Origin of the sequence: Fuerstiella marisgermanici (assembly GCF_001983935.1) — a bacterium.
In the GTDB taxonomy this organism is placed as follows: Bacteria; Planctomycetota; Planctomycetia; order Planctomycetales; family Planctomycetaceae; genus Fuerstiella; species Fuerstiella marisgermanici.
Genome location: NZ_CP017641.1, coordinates 258,541 through 282,280 on the forward strand (window position 1 = coordinate 258,541; position 23,740 = coordinate 282,280).

Annotated in this window: 1 protein-coding gene (cut by a window edge); it reads left to right on the forward strand. The window is 56.2% G+C overall.

Features of this window, described 5'->3' with window-relative positions:
* Window positions 1-23,740 carry the 5' portion of a VCBS domain-containing protein gene (locus Fuma_RS36970; protein ID WP_077022491.1) on the forward strand. Its footprint extends 5,627 nt past the window's final position, so 23,740 of the gene's 29,367 nt are visible here — the first part of the coding sequence; its start codon is at window positions 1-3; its stop codon lies beyond the right edge, outside the window.

Sequence of the window (23,740 nt, forward strand, 5' to 3'; positions counted from 1 at the left end):
ATGTCAATTCGAAAATTCATCAAACGCACTCGGCTGCTGCTTGAGCAGGGACTTTATGAGTCTCGCCGCGCACTGTGCGACGAAGATGCTTCAGCGTCCCGGCCAGTCGAAATTACTCAGCTGGAAGAACGCATTCTGATGAGTGCGTCGCCGGTCGCAGTGGTCGTGGATGCGCCAGCCACTGAAGCGGCGGCGGTCAATGTGAGTTTTGACAGCAATAGCTCGAATGGTGCGGAAACGCACTCCGGCGAGGGGCCCGTCGGCACCGAGGGCGAGCTTAGCGATCAGCAGTTTCTGGATGTCGTCGCGGATTCTGTGCTGCCTGCCGGCGGGACGATTTCGCCGAGCGACGCTAGCCCCGATGGATCGGATTCAGCAGCGAGAACTCTGGAACTGGTCTTTATCGATTCCGGTGTCAGCAATCTCGATCAGATGATCGCCGATTTGAAATCAGAAAGCGGTTCAGGCGATTCACGCCAGCTGGAAGTCGTCGTCCTCGATTCGCAGCGGGACGGAATTGCTCAAATCACTGCGGCGCTGCTGCAATACGATGGCGTTGACGGAATGCACATCGTTTCGCACGGCAGCGATGGCCAGGTGCAACTGGGGTCGACAACTTTGTCGCTGGATAATCTGGATCGCTATCGATCGGCTGTCAGTGCGTGGCAGTATTCAATGTCGGAACAGGCCGACATTCTGATCTACGGTTGCAACGTGGCGGAATCAGCCAACGGCCAGGAACTGCTTCATGAACTCAGCGAACTTACAGCCACCGACGTCGCTGGTAGTGAGGATCTGACAGGGCACGCGGATCTGGGCGGCGACTGGGACCTGGAGTACGAGGTTGGGGATGTGTCGACCGAAGTGGCGTTTGGGAATGCGGCACAGTCATCCTGGTTCGACACACTGGCCACGATCGCCGTAACGACGACTGTGGATGAGAATGACGGTGATACGTCAAGTATTTCCGCACTGGAGTCGACATCGGGTGGGCTGGGCATCTCGCTGCGTGAAGCGATCATTGCCGCCAACAATACGGCGGGTGCCGATACGATCATTCTGGGAAATGCGACTTACATACTGGACGTCAATGGTCAGTACGAAGCCAACGCGGGATCAGGTGACCTGGATATCAAGTCAGACATCACGATCACAGGTGCTGGCGCTACATCCACCTTCCTGGATGCTTCTTCTCTGAACGACCGGATCTTTGAGGTTCAAGCGGCCGGTACGTTAACCCTCGACGGAATGACTCTCACGGGAGCGTCGTCAGGTACCGAGAGCGGAGCCGCAGTGAGAAACTCCGGAACGTTCACTGCGACAGACGTCATCATGTCCGGGAATTCCACCACGAACGTCAGCGGCGGTGCCCTTCACTCTTCGGGCACGACGACATTGGATCGCGTTTCGATCATCAACAACTCGACCACTGGCACGGGTGGCGGGATCTACGTTAGTAGCGGAACGACCTCGCTGAACAACGTCACCGTCAGCGGGAATACGACTACTTTCTTTGGCGGAGGTATTTCTGTTGAGAACACTGGCACAGTCGTGAACATCACGCACTCGACCATTGCAAACAACACCGCTACGGACGTCAATAGCTTCGGCGGTGGATTGTATGTGACCGACGCCACCGTCAACGTGGATTATTCAATCTTTGCCGACAACACGTCAGGCCTTGGTGGGAACGATGTCAACGGAACCATCGTCAGTGGCGGCTACAACATCATCGAACACAACACTGGTTTCAGTGGCACTGTCGGGAGTGATATTCTCGGGAGCGATCCCGGGCTGGCAGCTCTCGCCCTTGACGGGGACACCTATGTCCAGGCGATTGACAACACCAGTATCGCCTATGATGCAGCGACCGGTTCATCCGAGACAGTCGACCAGCGTGGCTACAGCCGCGATGCCAGTCCCGACATCGGGGCTTATGAGTATGGTGTCGCAATCAACAACGCACCGAGCGATCTACAGCCCACAGCCACGACTCATGGTGGTCTCAGCATCAACGCAGGTGGCGGCGACGATGTTTATCTGGAAGCCAATGACGGCGGGACTCTGTTGGGAGGTTTGACATCACTGACGCTTGAAGTCTCGATGACGTTCGACTCGACTCCCACCGGATCGATCGCCTTGGTCTCGTATGCAGAAGGGGCCAACGACGATGCCCTTGGGTTATTCGTCACCAGCTCAGGGCAATTGTTATTCACCGCAGATTCATCGGGGGCAGCTCAAGCAACCTCAGCGAACTATTCACAACTCTTTGACGGTAGCAATCACCATCTGGCGGTCTCATGGGACAGCTCAAACGGCGCGGTCGAATTCTACGTCGACGGAGTGTCGGTAGAGTCGTTTACCGGCTACCAGACCGGTAGCACGGTTGGTGGCGGCGGCGTGTTGGTTCTCGGGAATGACCAAGATACCGTTGGAGGATCTTTTGATCCTGCGCAAGCGTTCAAAGGGACTCTCTTTGACGTCAGGGTTTTCGACGATGTTCGTACCGACAACGAGATCAGTGCGAGCTATCGTTCCACGATCCCCTACGACGAAACCGGCATGATCGCTAGTTGGCGCTTCGATAAACTGTCCACCGATGGAGTGGTTTCCGAAGCGGTCAGCGGCAATAACCTGACGCTCAAGCACGCCAGCGGTGCGGGCTTCACCATCAACACGCCCGAATTGACGTTCTTGCTGGATGAAAACGAAATTGATGGAACCGTTGTCGGTCAAGTCACTGGCGTCGATGCCGAAAGGGAAGCTCAAATCGCTTCGCTGCTGGCGGCAAATACGAACCTGCATTACAGCGCCGAGACCGGGAAATTCTACGAGTACATCGACACCGGTAAGGACTGGGCCACTGCACTGGCCGATGCTCAAACCTCAACGCTCAATGGAGTCAACGGCGATCTGGTCGCGATCAATTCGGCCGAAGAAAACCAGGTCGTGGTCGACATTCTGAATGCTCACAGCGGACCGCAAGCCTGGCTTGCCGCATCGGACGAAGGCGTCGAAGGCGAGTGGCGTTGGTACGACGATGGGATTGCGGCTGAGAAGTTCTGGCAAGGTGATGTTGATGGATATAACGTCGACGAAGCTTACGAGAACTGGGATGCTTCCAACCCGAACAACAACCTTGGCAATCAGAATTACGCCAAGATCTTTGCTTCTACGGGCAAGTGGGACGATGTCGATGGAACGGGCTCGCAGAAGTCCATTATAGAATACGACGCCGACGCGGTTCTCGATGCCACCCAAGCGTTGACCTACTCGATCACATCGCAAACCGTTGCGGGGGCGTTTGAAATCGACGCCGACACGGGCGAGATTCGCGTGCTTGATGGTTCGCTGTTGGACTACGAAACCAACGCGACGCACACGATCACCATTCGCACGACCGACGTCGACAGCAATACCTACGATGAAGTCTTTACGGTCTCGCTGAACAATCTAGCGGAATCGAATAACGCGCCATCCGATCTATCCAGCGGTATCGAGCTGAACACCGACGGCGGGAATGATGCGTATCTGGGAACAACGACCAATCTGCTTACCGGCCTGACCGCTACCACCGTGGAAGTGAAATTCGCGATTGATTCCATCACCGGTTCCGGTGCCAATCTGATTGACTTTTCCAGTACGCTGGGGATCGCGGACGAGTTGATGCTGCGTATCCAAAGTGACGGAGCCATCGCTTTTGCCGTCGGAGATGTGTCCGGTGTCAGCAGCGATACGTTTTCTCAACTGCTGGACGGAAACACGCATGACGTTGCGTTCAGTTGGGATTCGACCGGTGGGTATTGGGCACTCTACGTCGATGGCGAGTTCGCAGAGAGTGGATCGGGCCTCCGCGATGGAGTGACGCTTCAAACCAACACCGATTTGGTGATTGGACAGGACTTTGACGACGCCGGCGATGCCTTCAGCACCTACGCGTTTTCTGGAACGTTCTACGATGTTCGCCTTTGGAACGAAGTCCGCAGCGAAGCCGAAATCGCTCTGACCTATCAACAAAAGATCGACAGTGGTGATTTGCCAAGCGGCCTGATCGCCAACTGGCAAATGGATGGCTTCAACGGATCCAATGAAGTCGTCGATGTCGTTAGCGGCAACAACCTGAGCATCGGACATGCTTCCGGCGGCGGCTACACCGCCAGCACGCCGGTGGACGACTTGCACATAACCGAAAACGCAAGTGACGGAGCCAGCGTTGGCTTCGTCGTGCCGACCGCCCCGGATGCGCCGCAGGATGTTGTAACCGACGGGTTGTTCCTTGAAGCACCTTTTCCGGGGAGCTATCAGCGTTACAGTGCGGGGCAAACGTTCGGCAACTGGACAGTTCGATTCGGAGATGTTGACTATACCGGTACCTTCGCGGAGAGCTCGCCGTTGGGCGGACGAAGTGTCGAGCTGAACGGTGGAGCAGAAGGAGAAGGAGGCATCTACCAACAGCTCAGCACAGAAGTGGGCAAGCAATACCAAGTCGTATTCGCGCTGTCGGGTGACTGGGGCGGTGATGATGCTATCAAGGATCTTCGCGTGAGTGCGGGAGGGGAGAGTCAAGACTTTCAGATCGCTGAACCCGACAATTGGTCGTTGTCCAACATGCTGTGGGAGCATCGCTCGTTTTCATTCACGGCGAATTCGGCTACAACGGATCTTGACTTTACTTCTCTTGATATCGGGGTCGCCAAGGCTGCCTACATCGCTGATGTGCAGGTCATCGAGATCCCGCAAGCAGTCAGCACGATCCTGAACAACGATCCAACGCTGTCCTACGACGCCGCGACGGGCAAGTTCTATCGCGCGGTCGATCAAGCCGAGACGTGGGCAACGGCCCAGTCGATCGCGACTGCTACCCAGTTGAATGGCGCTGCAGGACAGTTAGTGACCATCAATTCCGACTACGAAAACGACGTCGTTCATGATCTGGTTCGTGAAATCGGCAATGCTATCTGGCTGGGCGGAACGGACCAATCGACCGAGGGCGAGTGGCGCTGGCAAGAAGGCGGTTCTGACGACGATCAGTTTTGGCAAGGCGATGGCACTACTGGGACTGCTGTTACCGGCCAATACACAAACTGGAATGCGAATAACCCGCAGGGCACCACGGCCGACGACGACTATGCCGTGATGCTTCATAGTACGGGAACATGGGCCGATCGAACCGCCTCTGACACCATGCGTTACGTCATCGAATGGGACGCCAGCAAAGTGCTGTCGAACTTCACATTCAGCCTGACCGACGACGCGGGTGGACGCTTTGCCATCGACCAGTCAACCGGCGAAGTCACCGTGGCCGATGGTTCGCTGCTTGACTACGAAACCGCGACGACGCACAACGTTGATGTCGAAGTCACTGATGCGGCGGGCAACAGCTACAACGAAACGATGTCGATCACGATCGACAATGGCATCGAGCCGACACAGAGCGTTCCTGGGCCACAAAACGTTGATGAGGACACCACGCTGACGTTCAGCAGTGGCAACAGTAATGCTGTGACGGTCAGCGATACGGTCGTGTCAACAGATACTCCGCTGCAAGTCTTCATCTCAGTCAATGATGGGACCTTGACGCTTTCGCAAACGACAGGTCTTTCGATCCTGGGCGGAGCAAACGGCAGCACCTTCATGACGATTCACGGAACTGAGTCCGACATCAATGCCGCGTTTGAGGGCATGACGTTCACTCCGGATACCAATTTTTCGGGCTCGGTGACGCTGAACATGACCACGTCACTCGGCGCGGACATGGTGGGGCACTACGAATTTGAAGGTAACGCAAACGATACCAGCGTCGGGATCACACAACACGGAACGCTCAACGGCGATGCGGCGATCGTCAATGACGCACAGCGCGGTGACGTGCTGAGTCTGGATGGTACCGGTGACTTTGTTGACATCACCGGCCTGATGGGCAACCCCGCCGACGTGACGCTTTCAGCTTGGATCAATGCCGGCAGCCTTGACACTCTTGGGGCATCCGTCATCTCCATGGGCACCAGTCCCGCACTCTACCTGGATACAGATGGGACGTTGATCGGTTACTACGAATCAGGTGGAACCAATAACGTTGTTCAGTCAACCGAATCGTTGGTCGGCACCGGGTGGAGGCACGTTGCGGTCAGCATTGACGCCGCAAATTCCATGACGCTGTATGTCGATGGTGAAGCGATTGAAACGACGACGCCTGTGGGAGTCATCGAATATGACAACAGCCCGGATACTTACATTGGCCGAGCGGGTGACGGTCTGGGCGGATTCGACTTTGACGGCATGATCGACGAAGCTCGCATTTATTCACGAGCATTATCGTCGGATGAAATTGCAGCGATCGCAGTCGACAACACAACGTCCAGCGACAGTGTTGCCATCACGGTTAATCCGGTCAACGATGTGCCGACGTTTGACGTTCCAACGGGCTTTGGATTCACCACGACGGACATCGGTACTGGTGTTAACGAAGGTGAAAGCGTTGCCATTCAATCTGACGGTAAAATTCTGGTCGCGGGTTATAGCAACAACGGAACCAGCGATGAATTTGCAGTCACTCGATACAACGTCGATGGCTCGCTGGATACGAGCTTCAACGGAACTGGAATTCTAACAGTCGACATCACTTCGGGCTCAGACCGAGCGGAGAGTCTGGCGATCCAGGACGACGGGAAAATCGTGGTGGTGGGACGCTCCACAGGCGATTTTTCCGCTGTGCGTATCAATAGCAACGGCACACTCGACGGTAGCTTCGGTAGCGGTGGTATCGAAACAACAGACCTCGGCGGGGCATCCGATCAAGCGCATAGTGTGACAATTCAATCAGACGGGAAAATCGTGGTTGTCGGGAGCACGAATTCTGACTTTGCGATGGTTCGGTATGACGTCGACGGCTCATTGGATCTGACACTGAACGGAACAGGCATCGTCATCTCCGACATTGACGGTAGCTCCGATGTCGCGACAACCGTCAAACTGCAGGATGACGGCAAGATTGTTGTCGGCGGCTACAGCTTCAGTGGGACGGAATTCAATAATTTCTCTGTGATCCGTTACAACGCAGATGGCAGCGTTGATTCGCCGTTTGGAGGAAACCAAGGGGGGGCCGACGGGATTTACACAGTCGATTTCACCAACGAGAACGACTATGCCTATGACGTAGCGATCCAGAGTGATGGGAAAATTATTCTGGCTGGTACGAGCAGTAATTCCACGAACTTTGCGATCATTCGACTGCAGGCCAATGGCACCATCGATACGACGTTTGGGGGTGGCGACGGAATCGGTGTGTTCGATAGCGGATTATCTGACACCATCAAGAGCATCGCGATACAAGCCGACGGCAAAATCGTTGCCGCAGGCTTCAAGCAAAACGGCCCATCGCGAGATTTTGCACTCATTCGGATCAATAGCAATGGCACTCTGGACAGTGGCTTCGGATCTGGCGGCATCGTCAGCACCATCTCAGGTGATGCTGCTCTGAACAGCGTTGCCGTTCAAGCAGATGGGAAGATTGTTGTTGCGGGACATGCGGATGATGACTTTGCGGTCGCTCGCTACAACAGTGACGGTACGCTGGACACGACATTCGGATTGCAACCTGTTAGCTCACTCGACGGGAACCCCACATTTACAGAAGGCGGCGCGCCGGTCGTGCTGGATGCCAACGTTGAAGTCTTCGATCAGGAACTCTCCGGCATCGACAATTTCGACGGTGCCACGCTGACGCTGAGTCGCAACGTCGGCACGAGTGCCGACGACCAGTACTCAGCGACAGGAACCCTGGTTTCGCTGGCCCAGGGATCGCACAACCTGACCGTGGGTGCGACCACGATAGGTTCAGTGACACAAAACTCCGGCGGCACGCTGATTCTGACATTCAACAGCAACGCGACAAACGCGTTGGTTAACGAAGCAATGCAGCAGATTGCCTACAGCAACAGCAACTCGTCGCCGCCAGCCAGCGTGCAAATTGACTGGACATTCAATGATGGTGGCGACATCGTTACCACACAAGGCAGCCCCGGAGCTCAGTCGATTGCGGGCAGCACCACGGTTGATCTTGTCGACGTTCCAAACTTTGCGGCGCTGACCGTTCCCATCTCCCAATCCGTCGATGAAGACACACCGCTGACGTTTTCAGGTGCCAACGCGATCGTCATTGATAGTGGAAGCGCTTACGACCCTGTCCTGACTACAACGGTGTCCGTAACTAATGGTTCGCTGACACTCTTCACAACGACCGGAATCACCTTCCTGAATGGAACCAGCGACGGCGATGCGACGATCACGATTTCCGGCACCGAATCGGATATCAACACAGCACTCGACGGGATGCAGTATCAAGGTAGTCAGGATTTCAACGGTAGCGATACACTGACGGTGACCACCGGATCGGCTGCGACCGCAGAAGCAAATTTGCACGCCCGCTGGGAATTTCTGAACGGTTCACTGGAAGATGAGACATCCAACAATCATGACGGAACTGCGGTCGGCGATCCAACTCTGACTTCGGATGCCGAGCGTGGCGACGTGCTGACGTTCGATGGAGACGATCGCGTTACGATCACCAACGGAACCAGCGGTCTCGGTGACACCGTTACGATCGCGGCTTGGGTCAATCTGGACGCCGGCCAACAGGACAACGTCTTCTTGTCGATCGGCGACGACTTTTACGTCACGCTCGATGAATCAAACGCGAGTCGTACGCTGTCGATGTTCGCGAACGGTTACACCACGGGAAGTTCATCTTCCGACGACAACATCGCGGGTGAGGGCTGGAACCACGTCGCCGCCACGTTGGACAATGTCAACAAGGTTGTCGTTCTCTACCTCAACGGTGAAGAGATTCGGCGTGGAACTTTCTCATTCAGCGACATCACTTGGGGCACGACCGGATCGGCAGATATTTCGATCGGCTCGAGGACAGATGGATCCAACGCATTCACCGGCAGCCTTGATGATGTCCGCGTCTACGACCGCGTGTTGAGTGAAACCGAGATCAGTGCTGTTCTTGGGGACCAAGGTTACGCCACCGAAGATGTTGCCATCACGATTGATCCGGTCAACGACGCTCCGGTGCTGGACAACGCGGGATTCTTGGCGCTCGATACGATTACTGAAGACAATGTCGGCAACGCGGGCAACACGGTCGCGGAAATCATCGCCAGCGACGGTGGTGACCGGATCACAGACCCCGACGCCGGAGCGTTGGAAGGCATTGCCTTGTTTGCGACCAGTAGCACTTACGGCACATGGCAATACAACACCGGTTCGGGCTGGACCGACGTTGGGAGTGTCTCGGTAAGCAATTCCCTGCTGTTGCGTTCGACGGACAGCTTGCGTTTTGTTCCAGACGCCGAGCACGGTGAAACGCCAACGATCGTCTTCGCGGCCTGGGACCAGTCGACAGGCACGGCGGGAGCCAAAGTTGACACGTCTAGCTTTGGCGGCACGACCGCATTTAGCAGTTCAACCGATTCGGCGATCATTACAGTGACGGATGTGAATGACGATCCGGTCGCTGACATTGGCGGGCCGTATACCATTGACGAGGGGGGGGCTTTAAATCTCTCGGCTGCGGGGACAACAGATGTAGACGGTGACACGCTGACGTACAACTGGGACCTCGACAACGACGGACAGTACGATGATTTCTCCAGCGTCGGCGGTGGCCTGACTTGGTCCGGACTCAGGTTCCTGGGACTCGATGATGACGGCGTTTACACGATCGGTGTTCAGGTAGATGACGGCAATGGCGGTGTCGTGACCGATTCAACGACTCTGACGATCAACAACGTAGCCCCGACTCTGACTGCCACCGGAATCGCCACAACAAACGGCGGGGGCACTTACACGCTCAATCTGTCGGCAAGCGATCAAGGAGATGACACCATCTCGCAATGGGTCGTGAACTGGGGCGATGGCAACATTACGACTCACGCGGGCGATCCGTCCAGCGTCACACACTCCTATTCGGCAAATTCTGTCGGCATGACGTTCGATATTACTGTTAGCGCTACTGACGAAGACGGAACGTGGTACGAATCAGACGCTCTGCTTCCGTTGTATGCTGGCAACGAAGTCGTTCGCATTGACGGAGAAGGCGGCGATTTCGTTTCGACATTTGCTCCTGTAGGCGATGGCATCAGTGGCCATGCAAACATCGTGCAGCATCCTAACGGAAACTATCTGGTTTCTGGTTTCAACTCCAGCAACGTGCTGGAATACGATTCGGCCGGCAACCTTATTGGCACATTCATTGACGGTGGGAAGGCGAGCTATGAGTTGTCGAACGCTGGCGGCATGGCGTTTGGATCAGACGGAAACCTTTACCTCTCCAGCGCGGGGGACAAAGCAATCCTGCGGTATGACGCCAGCGGCAACTTCATTGACGAATTCGTTTCGGCCGCAACAGGCGGACTGTCGTACCCGCTGGGAATCACCTTCGATGCCGACGGCAACTTGTATGTCAGCAGTCAGGGCTTGTCGGGCATTTTGAAATTCGATTCCAGTGGAAATCATGTCGCCGGATTTTCGACGCCGCAGGTTTCCGGTGCCGAAGACCTGACGTTCGGTCCGGACGGAAATCTGTATGTGGCTGATCTGTATTCTGGAGTGTTACAATTCAATGCAACAACCGGTTCGCTGATCAGTACATTCGTTTCAACGGGCGGAAATCTGTCAAGCGCAACCGGAGTGGACTTTGGTCCGGATGGCAACTTGTACGTGGTCGATCAGGATGGCGACAAGATCGTGCGATACAATGGCACGAACGGCCTCTACATCGATGACTACGCCACCGGATTGGACGGTGGCGCCTATCTGGATTTTGAGGCCGACCATCGAGTCACCATTCAGAGCGGGAATCAATCACCAGTCGTCGGTACAAATGTAGGAGCTTCCGTCAATGAGGGTTCGTCCGGAAACACCATTACGACGGCCATGCTGAATGAAGCCGACCCGGACGACGCCGGCACAGGGCTTACTTACACCGTGACAACCAACGTCAGCAATGGAACGCTGAAACTAAGTGGCGTCACCATTAACCTCAACGAAACCTTCACTCAAGACGACATCGACAACAATCGGATCACTTATGATCACGACGGCAACGAGACTCTCACGGATAGCTTCGGCTTCTCACTCGCCGATGGTGGCGAGGATGGATCGACACCGGTCACAGGAACTTTCAACTTCACGGTGACCAACGTCAACGACGCGCCAGTGGCGGCCACGATTGAAGGAACACCCGTCGCATACACCGAGAATGACGGTGCAGTGGCGATCACCTCGACGATCACCTTCACCGACGTGGACGATACGAACATCGAATCGGCCGTGGTTCAGATCACAGGTGGTTACCAGTCTGGCGAAGAAGTACTTAGCTTCAGCGACCAGAACGGGATCACGGGTGTTTACAACTCGGGCGCGGGGACCTGGACGTTAACTGGATCGGCAACTTTGGCCCAGTACGAAACGGCCATTCGCAGTATCACGTATACCAACAGCAGCGAGAATCCGAACACGACAACGCGCACAGTCAGCTTCACGGTCAACGATGGTGATGCAGATTCCAATACGCAGACTCGTGACATTGATATCGCAACGGTGAACGAGGCGCCTGTGTTCACAACTTATCCTGATTCGCAAGCAACAACGATCGAGTCGCTGACGAGTCCGACAAATGTAACCCATAGCGACCTGGACAACGATGGCGACCTGGATTTGATTGCCGTGACGGGCGACGGTAACGCCTATTGGTACGCCAACGATGGCACGGGAGCGTTTGGTTCGGCCACGCTGATCGGTTCGGGGACGCAATTTGAAGCGGTCGCAGCGTATGACCTGGACAACGACGGCGACGTGGACATTGTTGCTACGAACTACGCGACCAATGGAACGACCGATGGAGTTTACATCTTCACCAACACGTTTATTGGTAGTGGGACGGTTGGCTTTACGATCAACAGTTTTGAAACCACTTCGCTGGGTGCCTACGACGTGCAGTTGGGTGATGTTGATGGCGACGGCGATGGCGACATCGTCGTGGGTTTCTATCAATCCGACGAGATCGTTCTGTACCAACAGACAGCACCGGGAACCTTTAGCAAACAAGTGGTTGCCAGCGTCAACGGATCGTACACCATGGCACTGGCCGACATGGATGGTGACACCGACTTGGATATCGTCACTGGAGGATTCCAGGACAACGCGATTCGTTGGCACGAAAACGACGGCAACGCAACGCCTGGTTTCACGACCCATGCGATCGGACTGGCTCACCGTAACTATAGTCTGGCAGTTGGCGATTTAGACGGCGACGGCGATGCCGACGTTGCTTATGTCACCTGGAACGATCAAATCGGCTGGTTCGAGAGCAGCGGGGGTGGTTCGCCCACCTTCACGCAACACGTTGTCGAGCAATTGGGCAGTTCGACGCTGTTGTACGACGTAAAAATCGCCGACATTGACGGCGATGGCAACGCCGACATCATCGCCGCTGATCGTAACGACGACCAAATTCTGGTTTACGAAGGAGATGGAAACGGCGATTTTGACAAACGCATTCTGGACGCCAGTTCGGACGGTCCGCGTGCTCTGACGATTGCCGACGTCGATGGAGATGGTGATCAGGACGTAGCCTACGTTACCGAAAACGGCAGCTCGATTGCCATCCACACCAATCAGGGCAACGGCTGGATTGTTGGTTCGGTCAATGAAGATACGTCGCTAGCTGGTTTGAGTGTCCAGGTGGCCGATGATGCGGGCGCATCGGATTTACTGGAAGTCACGATCAACGTGGTCAACGGCAGTGTCACGATTCCCACCGGCGGCGTGACGGTGCTCTCGGGTGCCAGCGGGACGGCGAGCGTTGTCTTTGAAGGTACGCTCACGGACATCAACGCGGCTCTTGCCAGTTTCACTTATTCGCCAACCAGCGATTTCTACGGGACCGGCGAAGTCCAGATCGTCGTCGATGATCGCGGCAATACCGGCGGCGGCTCGCTCACGGCGACTGAAACCCTGTACGTCGATGTCCAACCGGTCAACGACGCACCGGTAATCGGAAACAGTGAATTGACCATCAGCGAGGGACAAGAAATCGTCGTTACCGCTGGGATGCTGAGCGCTTCGGATGTCGATAATAACGACCCCGACTTGTTGTTCACGGTTTCGAACCTCACTGCGATTAGCTTTCATCAACTATCCAACAATTTCATCGTTACCAGCTTCACTCAGGCGCAGCTGGCCGCGGGCGAGATTGTTGCCACTCACGACGGCAGCGAAACCACACCTGCATTTGACGTCAGTGTCAGTGACGCAACGACATCAACGGCACCGTCGGCCGTCGCGATTACGTACACTCCGATCAACGACCAGCCTTACCTGGACGCCAATGGTGTATTTGACGAGAGCGTCGTCAACACGACCACTGCTGGAGATCAAGTTCAGCCCATTACGACCACGCTCAACAGCGGAAACTACGTCATCACATGGAATGATGGCACCGACGCGTGGGCACAGATTTTTGCGGCGGATGGAACAATGGTTGGGGGCGAGCTTTTGCTTGACGATACCGCGTCCGTTGGGGAAACCTCCATCGTTTCAACACAGGCGGGCGGCTTTGCTCTGACCTGGTTTGACGGTAGCGACATTCGCGTGCGAGCTTTTGATGCTGCGGGGACAGGCGCTGGCGCCAGCGTAGTGGTTGCTGCGGGGGTGACCGCCGATCCGCCCGAGATCACTCAGTTGACCAGCGGCAAATTCGCGGTGGTCTATCGATCGATCGCGGATGTCGAGGTTCAGATGTTGACCAGCGGATTGTCGCTCGACGGGAGCGCCATCACGGTCCCAGACGTCACTTCGGGGATGCAATCGATCGGCAACATCGTGGCTTTACAGTCCGGCGGATTTGCGGTCGGTTTCTCAGATGGCGCCAGCCGTGACGGGGAAGCGTTCGGCGTTTACCTGCAACGGTTCGATGCCACGGGTTCCGTCGTGGGCGGGAACATCCAAGTCACGCAAAACACGGCTGGGTCGCAGCGGATCGATGACCTCCAGGAACTTTCGGGCGGAGAGATCGTGGTCACGTGGCGTGACAACACTAGCGACGGATCGAGCAGTGGCGTGCTGTTGCGGGTGTTCAGTTCGGCGGGCGTCGCGATCACCAATGATATCGTCCTTGCGCAATCGACGGCGGGTCACCAGAGCGATGCTAACGTTGTCGCATTGTCTGATGGCAGTTTCGCGACCACCTGGCAATCCGCGGGGGCCAATGGCGAGGTAGAAGCGTTCATCCGTCACTTCGCAAGCAACGGAACCGCGCTGAGCGATGAAATGCTGCTCAATACCGATGCAAATCACTTGAATCGCAATCCACAGATGACCGTGTTGGGTGATGATCGATTGGCAGTCACGTGGTCGCGTAGTGATTTAAGCGGCACAAATTTTGACATCGTTCAGCGACACATTGATTTTGATGGCCGTACGCTTTTCTACGCTGAGAACGGCGCACCCACCGCACTACACGATCAAATTTCGTTGGTGGATTTCGACGATGCCAATCTTGAAGGCGCCACCATTCAAATCACCACCAGCTATGTCACCGGCAAAGACGTCCTGGCCTTTGTTGATCAAAACGGTATCACAGGAAGCTGGGATTCGGTTGCCGGTACTTTGACACTCAGTGGCACCGCGACCGTCGCGCAGTACGAAGCGGCCCTGCGAAGCGTCACCTATGAGAACACTTCCGACAACCCATCAACCATATCACGCACGGTCAGTTGGAGTGTGAATGATGGTGACGATACGAGTTACATCCGAACCAGCCAAGTCGACGTCATGGCGGTCAACGACGCGCCGGTCGCAGCCACGATTGAAGGCACGGCGTTGAACTACACCGAGAACGACGGCGCGGTAGCGATCACCTCGACGATCACCTTCACCGACGTGGACGATACCAACACCGAATCGGCAGTCGTTCAGATTACAGGCAATTACAACAGCGGCGAAGACACGTTGGCCTTCGTCAATCAGAACGGGATCACGGGTGTTTACAACTCGGGTACAGGCACGTGGACCTTGACCGGTTCAGCGACCTTGGCTCAGTACGAGACGGCCATTCGCAGTATCACGTATACCAACAGCAGCGAGAATCCGAACACGGCGACGCGCACAGTCAGCTTCACGGTCAACGATGGGGATGCGAATTCGAACACGGTCACTCGTGACATCTCGATCGGCGCGACCAACGACGATCCAACAGGAACGGGACTTCCGAGTGATATCACCGTTACCGAAGACGTTAGTAGCGACGTGGATCTTTCGGCGCTGAACTTGAGTGACGTGGATGCCAACGGCAGCAACTTAACGGTGACATTGTCGACGTCAACCGGCGGAGATTTGACCGCTTCTTCTGGTGGTGGTGTCACGGTGGGCGGTAGCGGTACAAGCACACTGACACTGACGGGCTCGCTCACGGATCTGAACACGTTCCTGGACACAGCGTCCAACGTACAGTATCTGCATGGTACGGCTCATACGTTTGGCAACGATGCGGACACAATCCAAGTCGTTGTCAACGACGGTGGCAATACGGGCACCGGTGGTGGCACCGATCAAACGGCTGGCACAGTCAATGTTGACATCGCGGGGATTAATGACGCTCCAGTTGCAACGGCACCGGCAGGTCCACTAGCCGCCACCGAGCAAGTCTGGATGAATTTTGAGGGTACAGGATTTACCGTTTCTGACGTCGACGATTTGGGTGGCTCAATGACCGCGACTCTGACCGCCAATCAGGGCGCTGTCAATGTGGTCGTCGGAGATTCCGGTGTCACAATTGTCTCAGGAAATGGCACCGGGTCGGTTGAACTGTCTGGCACGGAGACACAACTGAATACACTGCTCGGGGGAACCAGCACTGGCACGCTGCAGTATCGTCATCCGTCCAACTCGCCACCGGCCTCGACGACCTTGACTTTGACAGTCAATGATCAAGGAAACACCGGAGCCGACCCTGGACTGACCGGCGACGGGACCAGCGAAGAAGACTCGGCGACTGTGACGGTCAATATCACTGCTGTCAACGATGCACCAAGCGTCAATTCGGGTGGGCCGTATACGATCAATGAAGGGGATTCGCTGAGTCTGGATGCATCGGGAACGACGGATGTCGATGGTGGAACACTGACCTATCGCTGGGATTTGAACAACGACGCGATCTACGACATCACGACGACTTCGGCCACCACAACCCCCGCCTGGAGCGCACTCACATCGTACGGCATCGATGACGATGGCGTATACACGATCGGTCTGCAAGTCGATGACGGCGCGGGCGGCGTGACGACCACTTTGACTACCGTCACGGTCGCCAACGTGGCTCCCACATTGACTGCCAGCGGTGCGGCAACGGTCGACGGCGGCGCGACTTACACGCTGACGTTGACGGACGTTGACCCGGGGAATGACACCATTAGCAGTTGGATCGTCAACTGGGGCGACGGTTCGATCGATACATACGCTGGCGATCCGGCCAGCGTGACGCATACTTATTCGAATGCACTGGCCGGACTGACACTCGATATCACGGTCAGTGCGATCGATGAAGACGGTCAGTACTTTGAAGCCACCCTGCTGGCACCGGCGTACGTCGGCGACTACGTCTCGCAATTCAGCGGATTTGATGGGACAACGCTTGGAAGCTTTGCGCCATTCTCCGATGGGGTCGACGGACATGCCAACATCGTGGTCATGCCATCGGGCAACTATCTCGTTAGCGGTATCGATTCAGGCAATATTGTCGAGTACCAACCCGATGGAACGCTGGTCGGTGATTTTGTCGCCGCGAGCGATCCGAATCTGAGCAGCCCCGGCGGCTTGGCCTATGGTCCTGATGGGAATTTGTACGTTGCCGATTACGGTGCCGGCCAAATCGTCCGCTTTGACGGAACAACTGGAGCTTACATTGACGATTTTGTTGCTTCCGGATTGACCAATCCACTGGGGATGCAGTTTGGACTGGACGGAGATTTGTACGTTGCCAACCGCGGTGGCGCTGGCGTCCTGCGTTATGACGGATTGACTGGAGTATTGGATTCCGGCTTCACCGTGGCCAGCATTAGCGGCGCCGAAGACCTGACGTTTGGTCCCGACGGAAACGTCTATGTGGGCGGCACCGACGGGGTGACACGAGTCAACGCAACGACCGGTGCAACGTCGCTGTTCATCGCCAATGGCACGGGCGGACTAACACTTGCTGCGGGTGTCGATTTTGGCCCTGACGGCAGTCTCTACGTCGGCGATCAAGACAGCGACGTGATCCGGCGCTACTACGGAACGACCGGCGCCTACATCGACGACTATGCCACCGGCATTGACGGCCCCGCCTACATGGAGTTCACGGCTGACCATCGGGTCACCGTGACCAACAGCAACCAATCACCTACGATCGCAACGAACACCGGCGCGACCGTGCTGGAAGGTTCGCTGGACAATGTGATCACAACTGCCATGTTGAACGAAGGCGATCCGGATGATGACGGCGCCGAACTCATCTATACGGTTACCACCGATGTCAACTACGGAACATTGGAATTGAACGGCACGGCGATCGGGTTGAACGACACGTTCACGCAAGCCGATATCGACGCCGGATTGGTGACCTACGATCACGCCGGCGGAGAGATCGCCACGGACAGCTTCGACTTCAGCGTGGCCGATGGTGGCGAGAATGGATCGACACCCGCTACGGGCACGTTCAACTTCTCTGTGACAAATGTCAATGATTCTCCGGTGCTGGACACGTCCGGTGACCTTCGCATGACCACCATCACCGAAGACGAAATCAACAACAGTGGCCAAACTGTGGCGCAGATTTTGGCAAGCGACGGAGGCACGCCGATCTCGGATGTGGATCCTGGTTCCGTGGAAGGTATCGCGATCACGGCTCGAAACAACGGCAACGGCCAGTGGCAGTACTCGACCGACGGCGGCACGAATTGGTCGTCAGTCGGAGTGGTTTCGGAAACTTCGGCGCTGCTATTGCAATCGACCGACTTGCTACGATTCGCACCCGATGGCGAAAACGGCATCACACAAGACATCACGTTCCGCGCTTGGGACCAAACCAGCGGATCGGCAGGCACGAAGGTCGATGTTTCGACCAATGGAGGAACGACCGCATTCAGTTCCGCCACGGAAACAGCGACAGTCGTTGTCACCCACGTTAACGATGCGCCGACGATCACCGACAGCTCCACTTTCACCTTCACCGGAACGGACGAAGATACCAATTCGACCAGCAGCACGGTTTCGGCGATTTTGACTTCTGCCAGCCACGACGATCTGGACGATGGGCACCTGACAGGAATGGCGATCACGGGCTTGACCGGCAACGGAACATGGCAGTATTCGACCGATGGAGCCACGTGGACTTCGTTCGGAACCGTGTCGGCTTCCAGCGCGTTGCTGTTGGATGCGAATACGCAAATTCGATTCTCGCCGGATGCCCAAAACGGCGAAACAGCAACGTTCGCGTATCGGGCTTGGGATCAAACCACGGGAACGGCTTCCACGAATGGCTCGACCAGCCACGGCGATACGTCGACCAATGGTGGCACAACGGCGTTCTCGTCGGAAACTGCGTCAGCCCAAATTACTGTTACTGATGTCAACGATGCGCCTTACTACAACGCAGCCGGCGATACGAATTTTACGACGATCAGCGAAAATGATCTGAACAACGCGGGCGAGACCGTTGCAGACTTGATCGCCAGTGCTGGCGGAAACCAGATCACTGATGTTGATAGCGGTGCAGTCGAAGGCATCGCGATTCGTTCGGTCGACTCGGGTAATGGAAGCTGGCAGTACTCATTGGATGGAGGAACAAACTGGTTGGACGTGGGAACGGTGGCGAATTCTTCTGCCTTGCTGCTGCGTGACACCGACATGGTTCGCTACCAGCCGAATGACGAAAATGGCACGGCAGCGCACTTGAGTGTCCGTGCCTGGGACCAGACATTCGGGACGGCTGGAACCAAGGTCGATACAGGTGTCGGCGGCGGATCAAGCGCCTTCGGCACGACGCCTGAAACGATGTATCTGACCGTGACCGACGTCAACGACGCGCCGACACTGACCGATGCTGCCAATGTGAGTCTTGGCGGTACCAATGAAGACACCGCTTCGACAGGAAGCAGTGTTGCATCGATTTATGCCAGTGCCGGTGGTGACGATGTCGACACCGGGGCAGTGTCGGGAATCGCTGTCACATCGGCCACTGGAAATGGCGCGTGGCAATACAGTACTGACGGAACCAATTGGACGAACTTTGGTAGTGTTTCGGCGTCTAACGCGTTGCTTTTAACTTCGACCAGCCTGGTTCGGTATCAACCGGACGGTATCGACGGTGAAACGGCGACGTTTGGATTCCGGGCGTGGGACGAAACCATCAGCACGGGTTCTGCGTTCAGTTCTCCCAGCCATGGCGACGCGAGCACGTTGGTTGGCGGCACGAACGAATTTTCGAGTGAATCAGCTACCGCCACCATGGTCATCGGTGCTGTTAATGACGCTGTGGTTGCGGTTGCAGACACCGGAGCGGCAACCGAAGCCGGCGGGATTGCCAATGCAACGGTCGGCAGCGACGCCACAGGAAACGTACTTACTAATGACAGAGATATCGACCCGGTGGACGAACTGAACGTCACCGGCGTTGCGTCCGGTTCAGTCGCATCGGCATCCACAAACGTGGCCACGTCGGTCACCGGCACCTACGGGGCAATCACCATTGCCGCTGATGGCAGCTACACCTATGTCGTCGACGAAGGTAACGCAATTGTGCAGGCACTTCGCACCAGCAGCGACACGATCACCGACACGTTCACGTACACGGTGACGGATGGCGGTGGAGCCACGTCTTCGACACAGATTGTGATTACGATTCATGGCCAAAATGACGCGCCTGTCGCGGTTGCCGACACTGCAACGGCTATTGAAGCTGGTGGCCTGGGCAACGCCGATGCGGGAACAAATCCGATTGGCAATGTCCTGACGAATGACGTCGACGTGGACGGCGGCGATACCAAAGCCGTGACCGGAAACGTGGTTGGAGCTGCCACCGGCGCGGTCGGCGCATCCGTTGCTGGAACGTACGGTACCATCACGATTAATTCGGATGGATCGTACAGCTACGTCGTTGACAACGACAATGCCTTTGTGGAAGCACTTCGCACCAGCAGCGGCACGCTCGACGATGTCTTCACCTATACGCTGACGGACTCCGATGGAGCTTCGTCATCGGCTCAGATCACAGTCACAATTCAGGGGCAGAACGATGATCCGATTGCGGTCGATGACAACCTGACCGCCGGGGAAAGTGGTGGAATCTCCAACGCAACTGCTGGCTCTAACGGCACGGGCAATGTGCTGGGCAACGATACAGACATTGATTCGGGAGACACCCAATCGATTATTGGTGTCGAATCGGGATCACAGGCGGTCGCTTCAGGCAACGTCGGTACGGGAGTCGCTGGGACTTACGGCACTCTCACCATCGACGCATCAGGCAATGCGACGTACGTTATCGATGAAACCAACGCGGTGGTGCAGGCGTTGCGCACTGCTGGCGACACCGTTAGTGAAGTCTTCACTTACACGATGCGAGACGCCTCAGGTGCGGATGCGACGGCTGAAGTCACCGTCACAATAACGGGACAAAATGACGCCCCCGAGGCCGTGGCCAATGCTGCAACTGCGATTGAAGCTTCCGGCATTCACAACAATATCTCAGGCACGGACCCGACCGGCAACGTGCTGACGAATGACACTGATGTCGATGCTGGCGATACGAAAACAGTCGTTGGCGTGGACACCGGCACGCAGGTTTCGACAAGCGGCAATGTTGGCTCGATTGTGGCGGGAGCCTTCGGTGAACTCGTCATCGAATCAGACGGTTCGTACACGTACACGGTCGACAACGACAACGTGACCGTCGAAGGACTTATTCAGGGGGAATCGCTAAACGAAACATTCACGTACACGATGCAGGATGCGGGCGGACAACAGTCGACGACGCAGATTGTCATCACAATCGAAGGACGTACCGACCTGCCCGTTGCCGAAGCTGACATGGACACAGCCCTCGAAGCGGGTGGCCTGTACAACGCCAGCGCCGGAACCGACCCGTCCGGCAACGTGCTGGATAACGACTCGACAAACAAAGGCAAAGAGGTCGTTGGTGTTGATGCAGGCACGACGGCTCTTGCCACGGGTGATGTCGGCACGCCGGTGGTTGGAACGTATGGAACCGTCGTGATCGATGCGAATGGTGACTTCACATATACGCTGGACAACAGCAATCCTGCCGTCGAAGCGCTCAGGACTTCCGGAGAACACGTCACTGATGTGTTCACTTACACGATGGAGGACGACGACAGCAACTCGTCCACAACGCAGCTCACCATTACCATCGATGGTAACAACGATGCCATCATCGCTGTCGCAGACATTGGCACAGCTGTCGAATCCGGCGGCCTGAATAATGGCACTTCTGGCAGCGACGCGACCGGCAACGTAGTTACCAACGATACCGATGTGGATGCAGGTGACACAAAGACCGTTGTTGGAGTGCAACTCGGAACGCACTTGTCGACGTCAGGCAGTGTCGGCGCCTCCGTGACGGGCAACTACGGCAGCATCGTGATCAATAACAATGGAAGCTACACGTACACCATCAACGAATCACTTGCAGCCGTACAGGCTTTGAGGACCACGACAGATACGCTGACGGAAACCTATTCGTACACTGTCGTTGATACTGCAGGTACGGCCAGCACAACTCAGCTGGTTGTGACGCTTCAGGGCAGCAACGACACGCCGACCGCTGTGGTCGATGCGGCCACTGCGTATGAAGCCGGCGGCACTTCCAATGGCACGGCAGGGACCAATCCGACCGGCAACGTGCTGACGAACGATACAGACGTCGACGCGGGAGACACCAAAACGGTGATCGGGGTCGCGGCCGGTACAACCGGACCGGCGACCGGAAGCGTGAACTCTGCCGTCAACGGAACCTATGGCAGCATCACCATTGCAGGCGACGGCAGTTACACCTACGTGGTCGACAACGACAACGCGACGGTTCAACAATTGCGCACAAGCGGCCAGTCGGTTACGGATACGTTCACGTACACGTTTACAGATACGGACGGCCTGTCGTCGACGACTCAGATTGTGGTGACGGTTCGAGGGGCCAACGACGCGATCGACGCGACCGCCGATACAATGACCGCAACCGAAGCTGGTGGAACCGCCAACGAGACTGCAGGAACGAACCCAACCACAAACGTATTGGACAACGATACCGATGTTGATGCCGGCGATACGAAAAGCGTCTCCGGTGTCGCAGCAGGCAACGTGGCTTCCGCATCCGGAAGTGTTGGCGCTAGCGTTGCCGGGCTGTACGGCAGCATTCAAATTTCATCCAACGGGACAGCAACTTACACCGTCGACAACAGCAATTCGGCCGTTCAGGCACTGTTGAATTCTGGTGACACGCTCAGCGATGTGTTTACCTACACTGTTCAGGACACAGACGGTGCAGAATCGTCGGCTCAGATCACGGTGACGATTCAAGGGGCCAACGACGCGCCCGTCGCGGTCGCGGACGGTGGGACTGCAGGTGAATCCGGTGGTGTTGCCAACGTCACGGCAGGCAACAATGCCACCGGAAATGTGCTCCTCAACGATAATGGTGTTGATACGGGCGACACTCATACCGTCACCGGCGTAGCCACTGGTGTGCAGGCATCCACTTCTGGCAATGTCGGTTCTGGTGTCGTGGGCACCTATGGGACTCTGACAATCGATTCGGACGGAAACTACACCTACGTCGTCGACGAAGCGAATGGAGACGTGGAAGCACTTCGAACCAGCAGCGACACGCTCAGCGAAGTGTTCTCCTACACGACAGATGACAATGGAGGACTGCAATCGACGGCACAGATCACGATTACCATTCGCGGAGCCAACGATGCTCCGGTGGCAGTCAGTGACACCGCCACCGCAACAGAAGCCGGTGGAGTGGCCAACGGAGTTGTTGGCGTAAACCCATCGGGTAACGTCCTGTCCAACGACACCGATGTTGACAACGGAGACACTCGCTCAGTGACCGGCAATATTGTCGGAGCGACAGTCGGTGCCGTCGGCAGTTCGGTGGATGGATTGTACGGCTCCATTACCGTCAATTCTGACGGTTCCTACACGTACACAGTCGACAATTCCAACTCCGCTGTCGAAGCATTGCGAACATCATCTGATACGCTCGACGATGTGTTCAACTACACAATCACCGACGCTGCTGGTGCCACTGCGACTGGCCAAATCACGATCACGATCGAAGGCCAGAACGACGCACCAACTGCCCAGGCAGGGACAAACTCTGCAACCGAAGACGCCGGTGCTGTGGCTGGGACGCTGGTGACTGTTGATGTGGATGCGGGCGAAACACACACGTACACGCTGGTGTCCAACACCACCGAAGGTTCGGCAACCGTGAACGCAAATGGCTCCTATACGTTCGATCCGGGAACTGATTTCCAGGATTTAGCGGCCGGGGAAACGCGGCAAGTGACATTCACTTACGAAGTCAGCGATTCAGCGAATCAGAAGAGCCAGGCGGTCGTGACAATCACCGTGACTGGAACCAACGACGCACCAGTCGTTGCCAACCAGACTT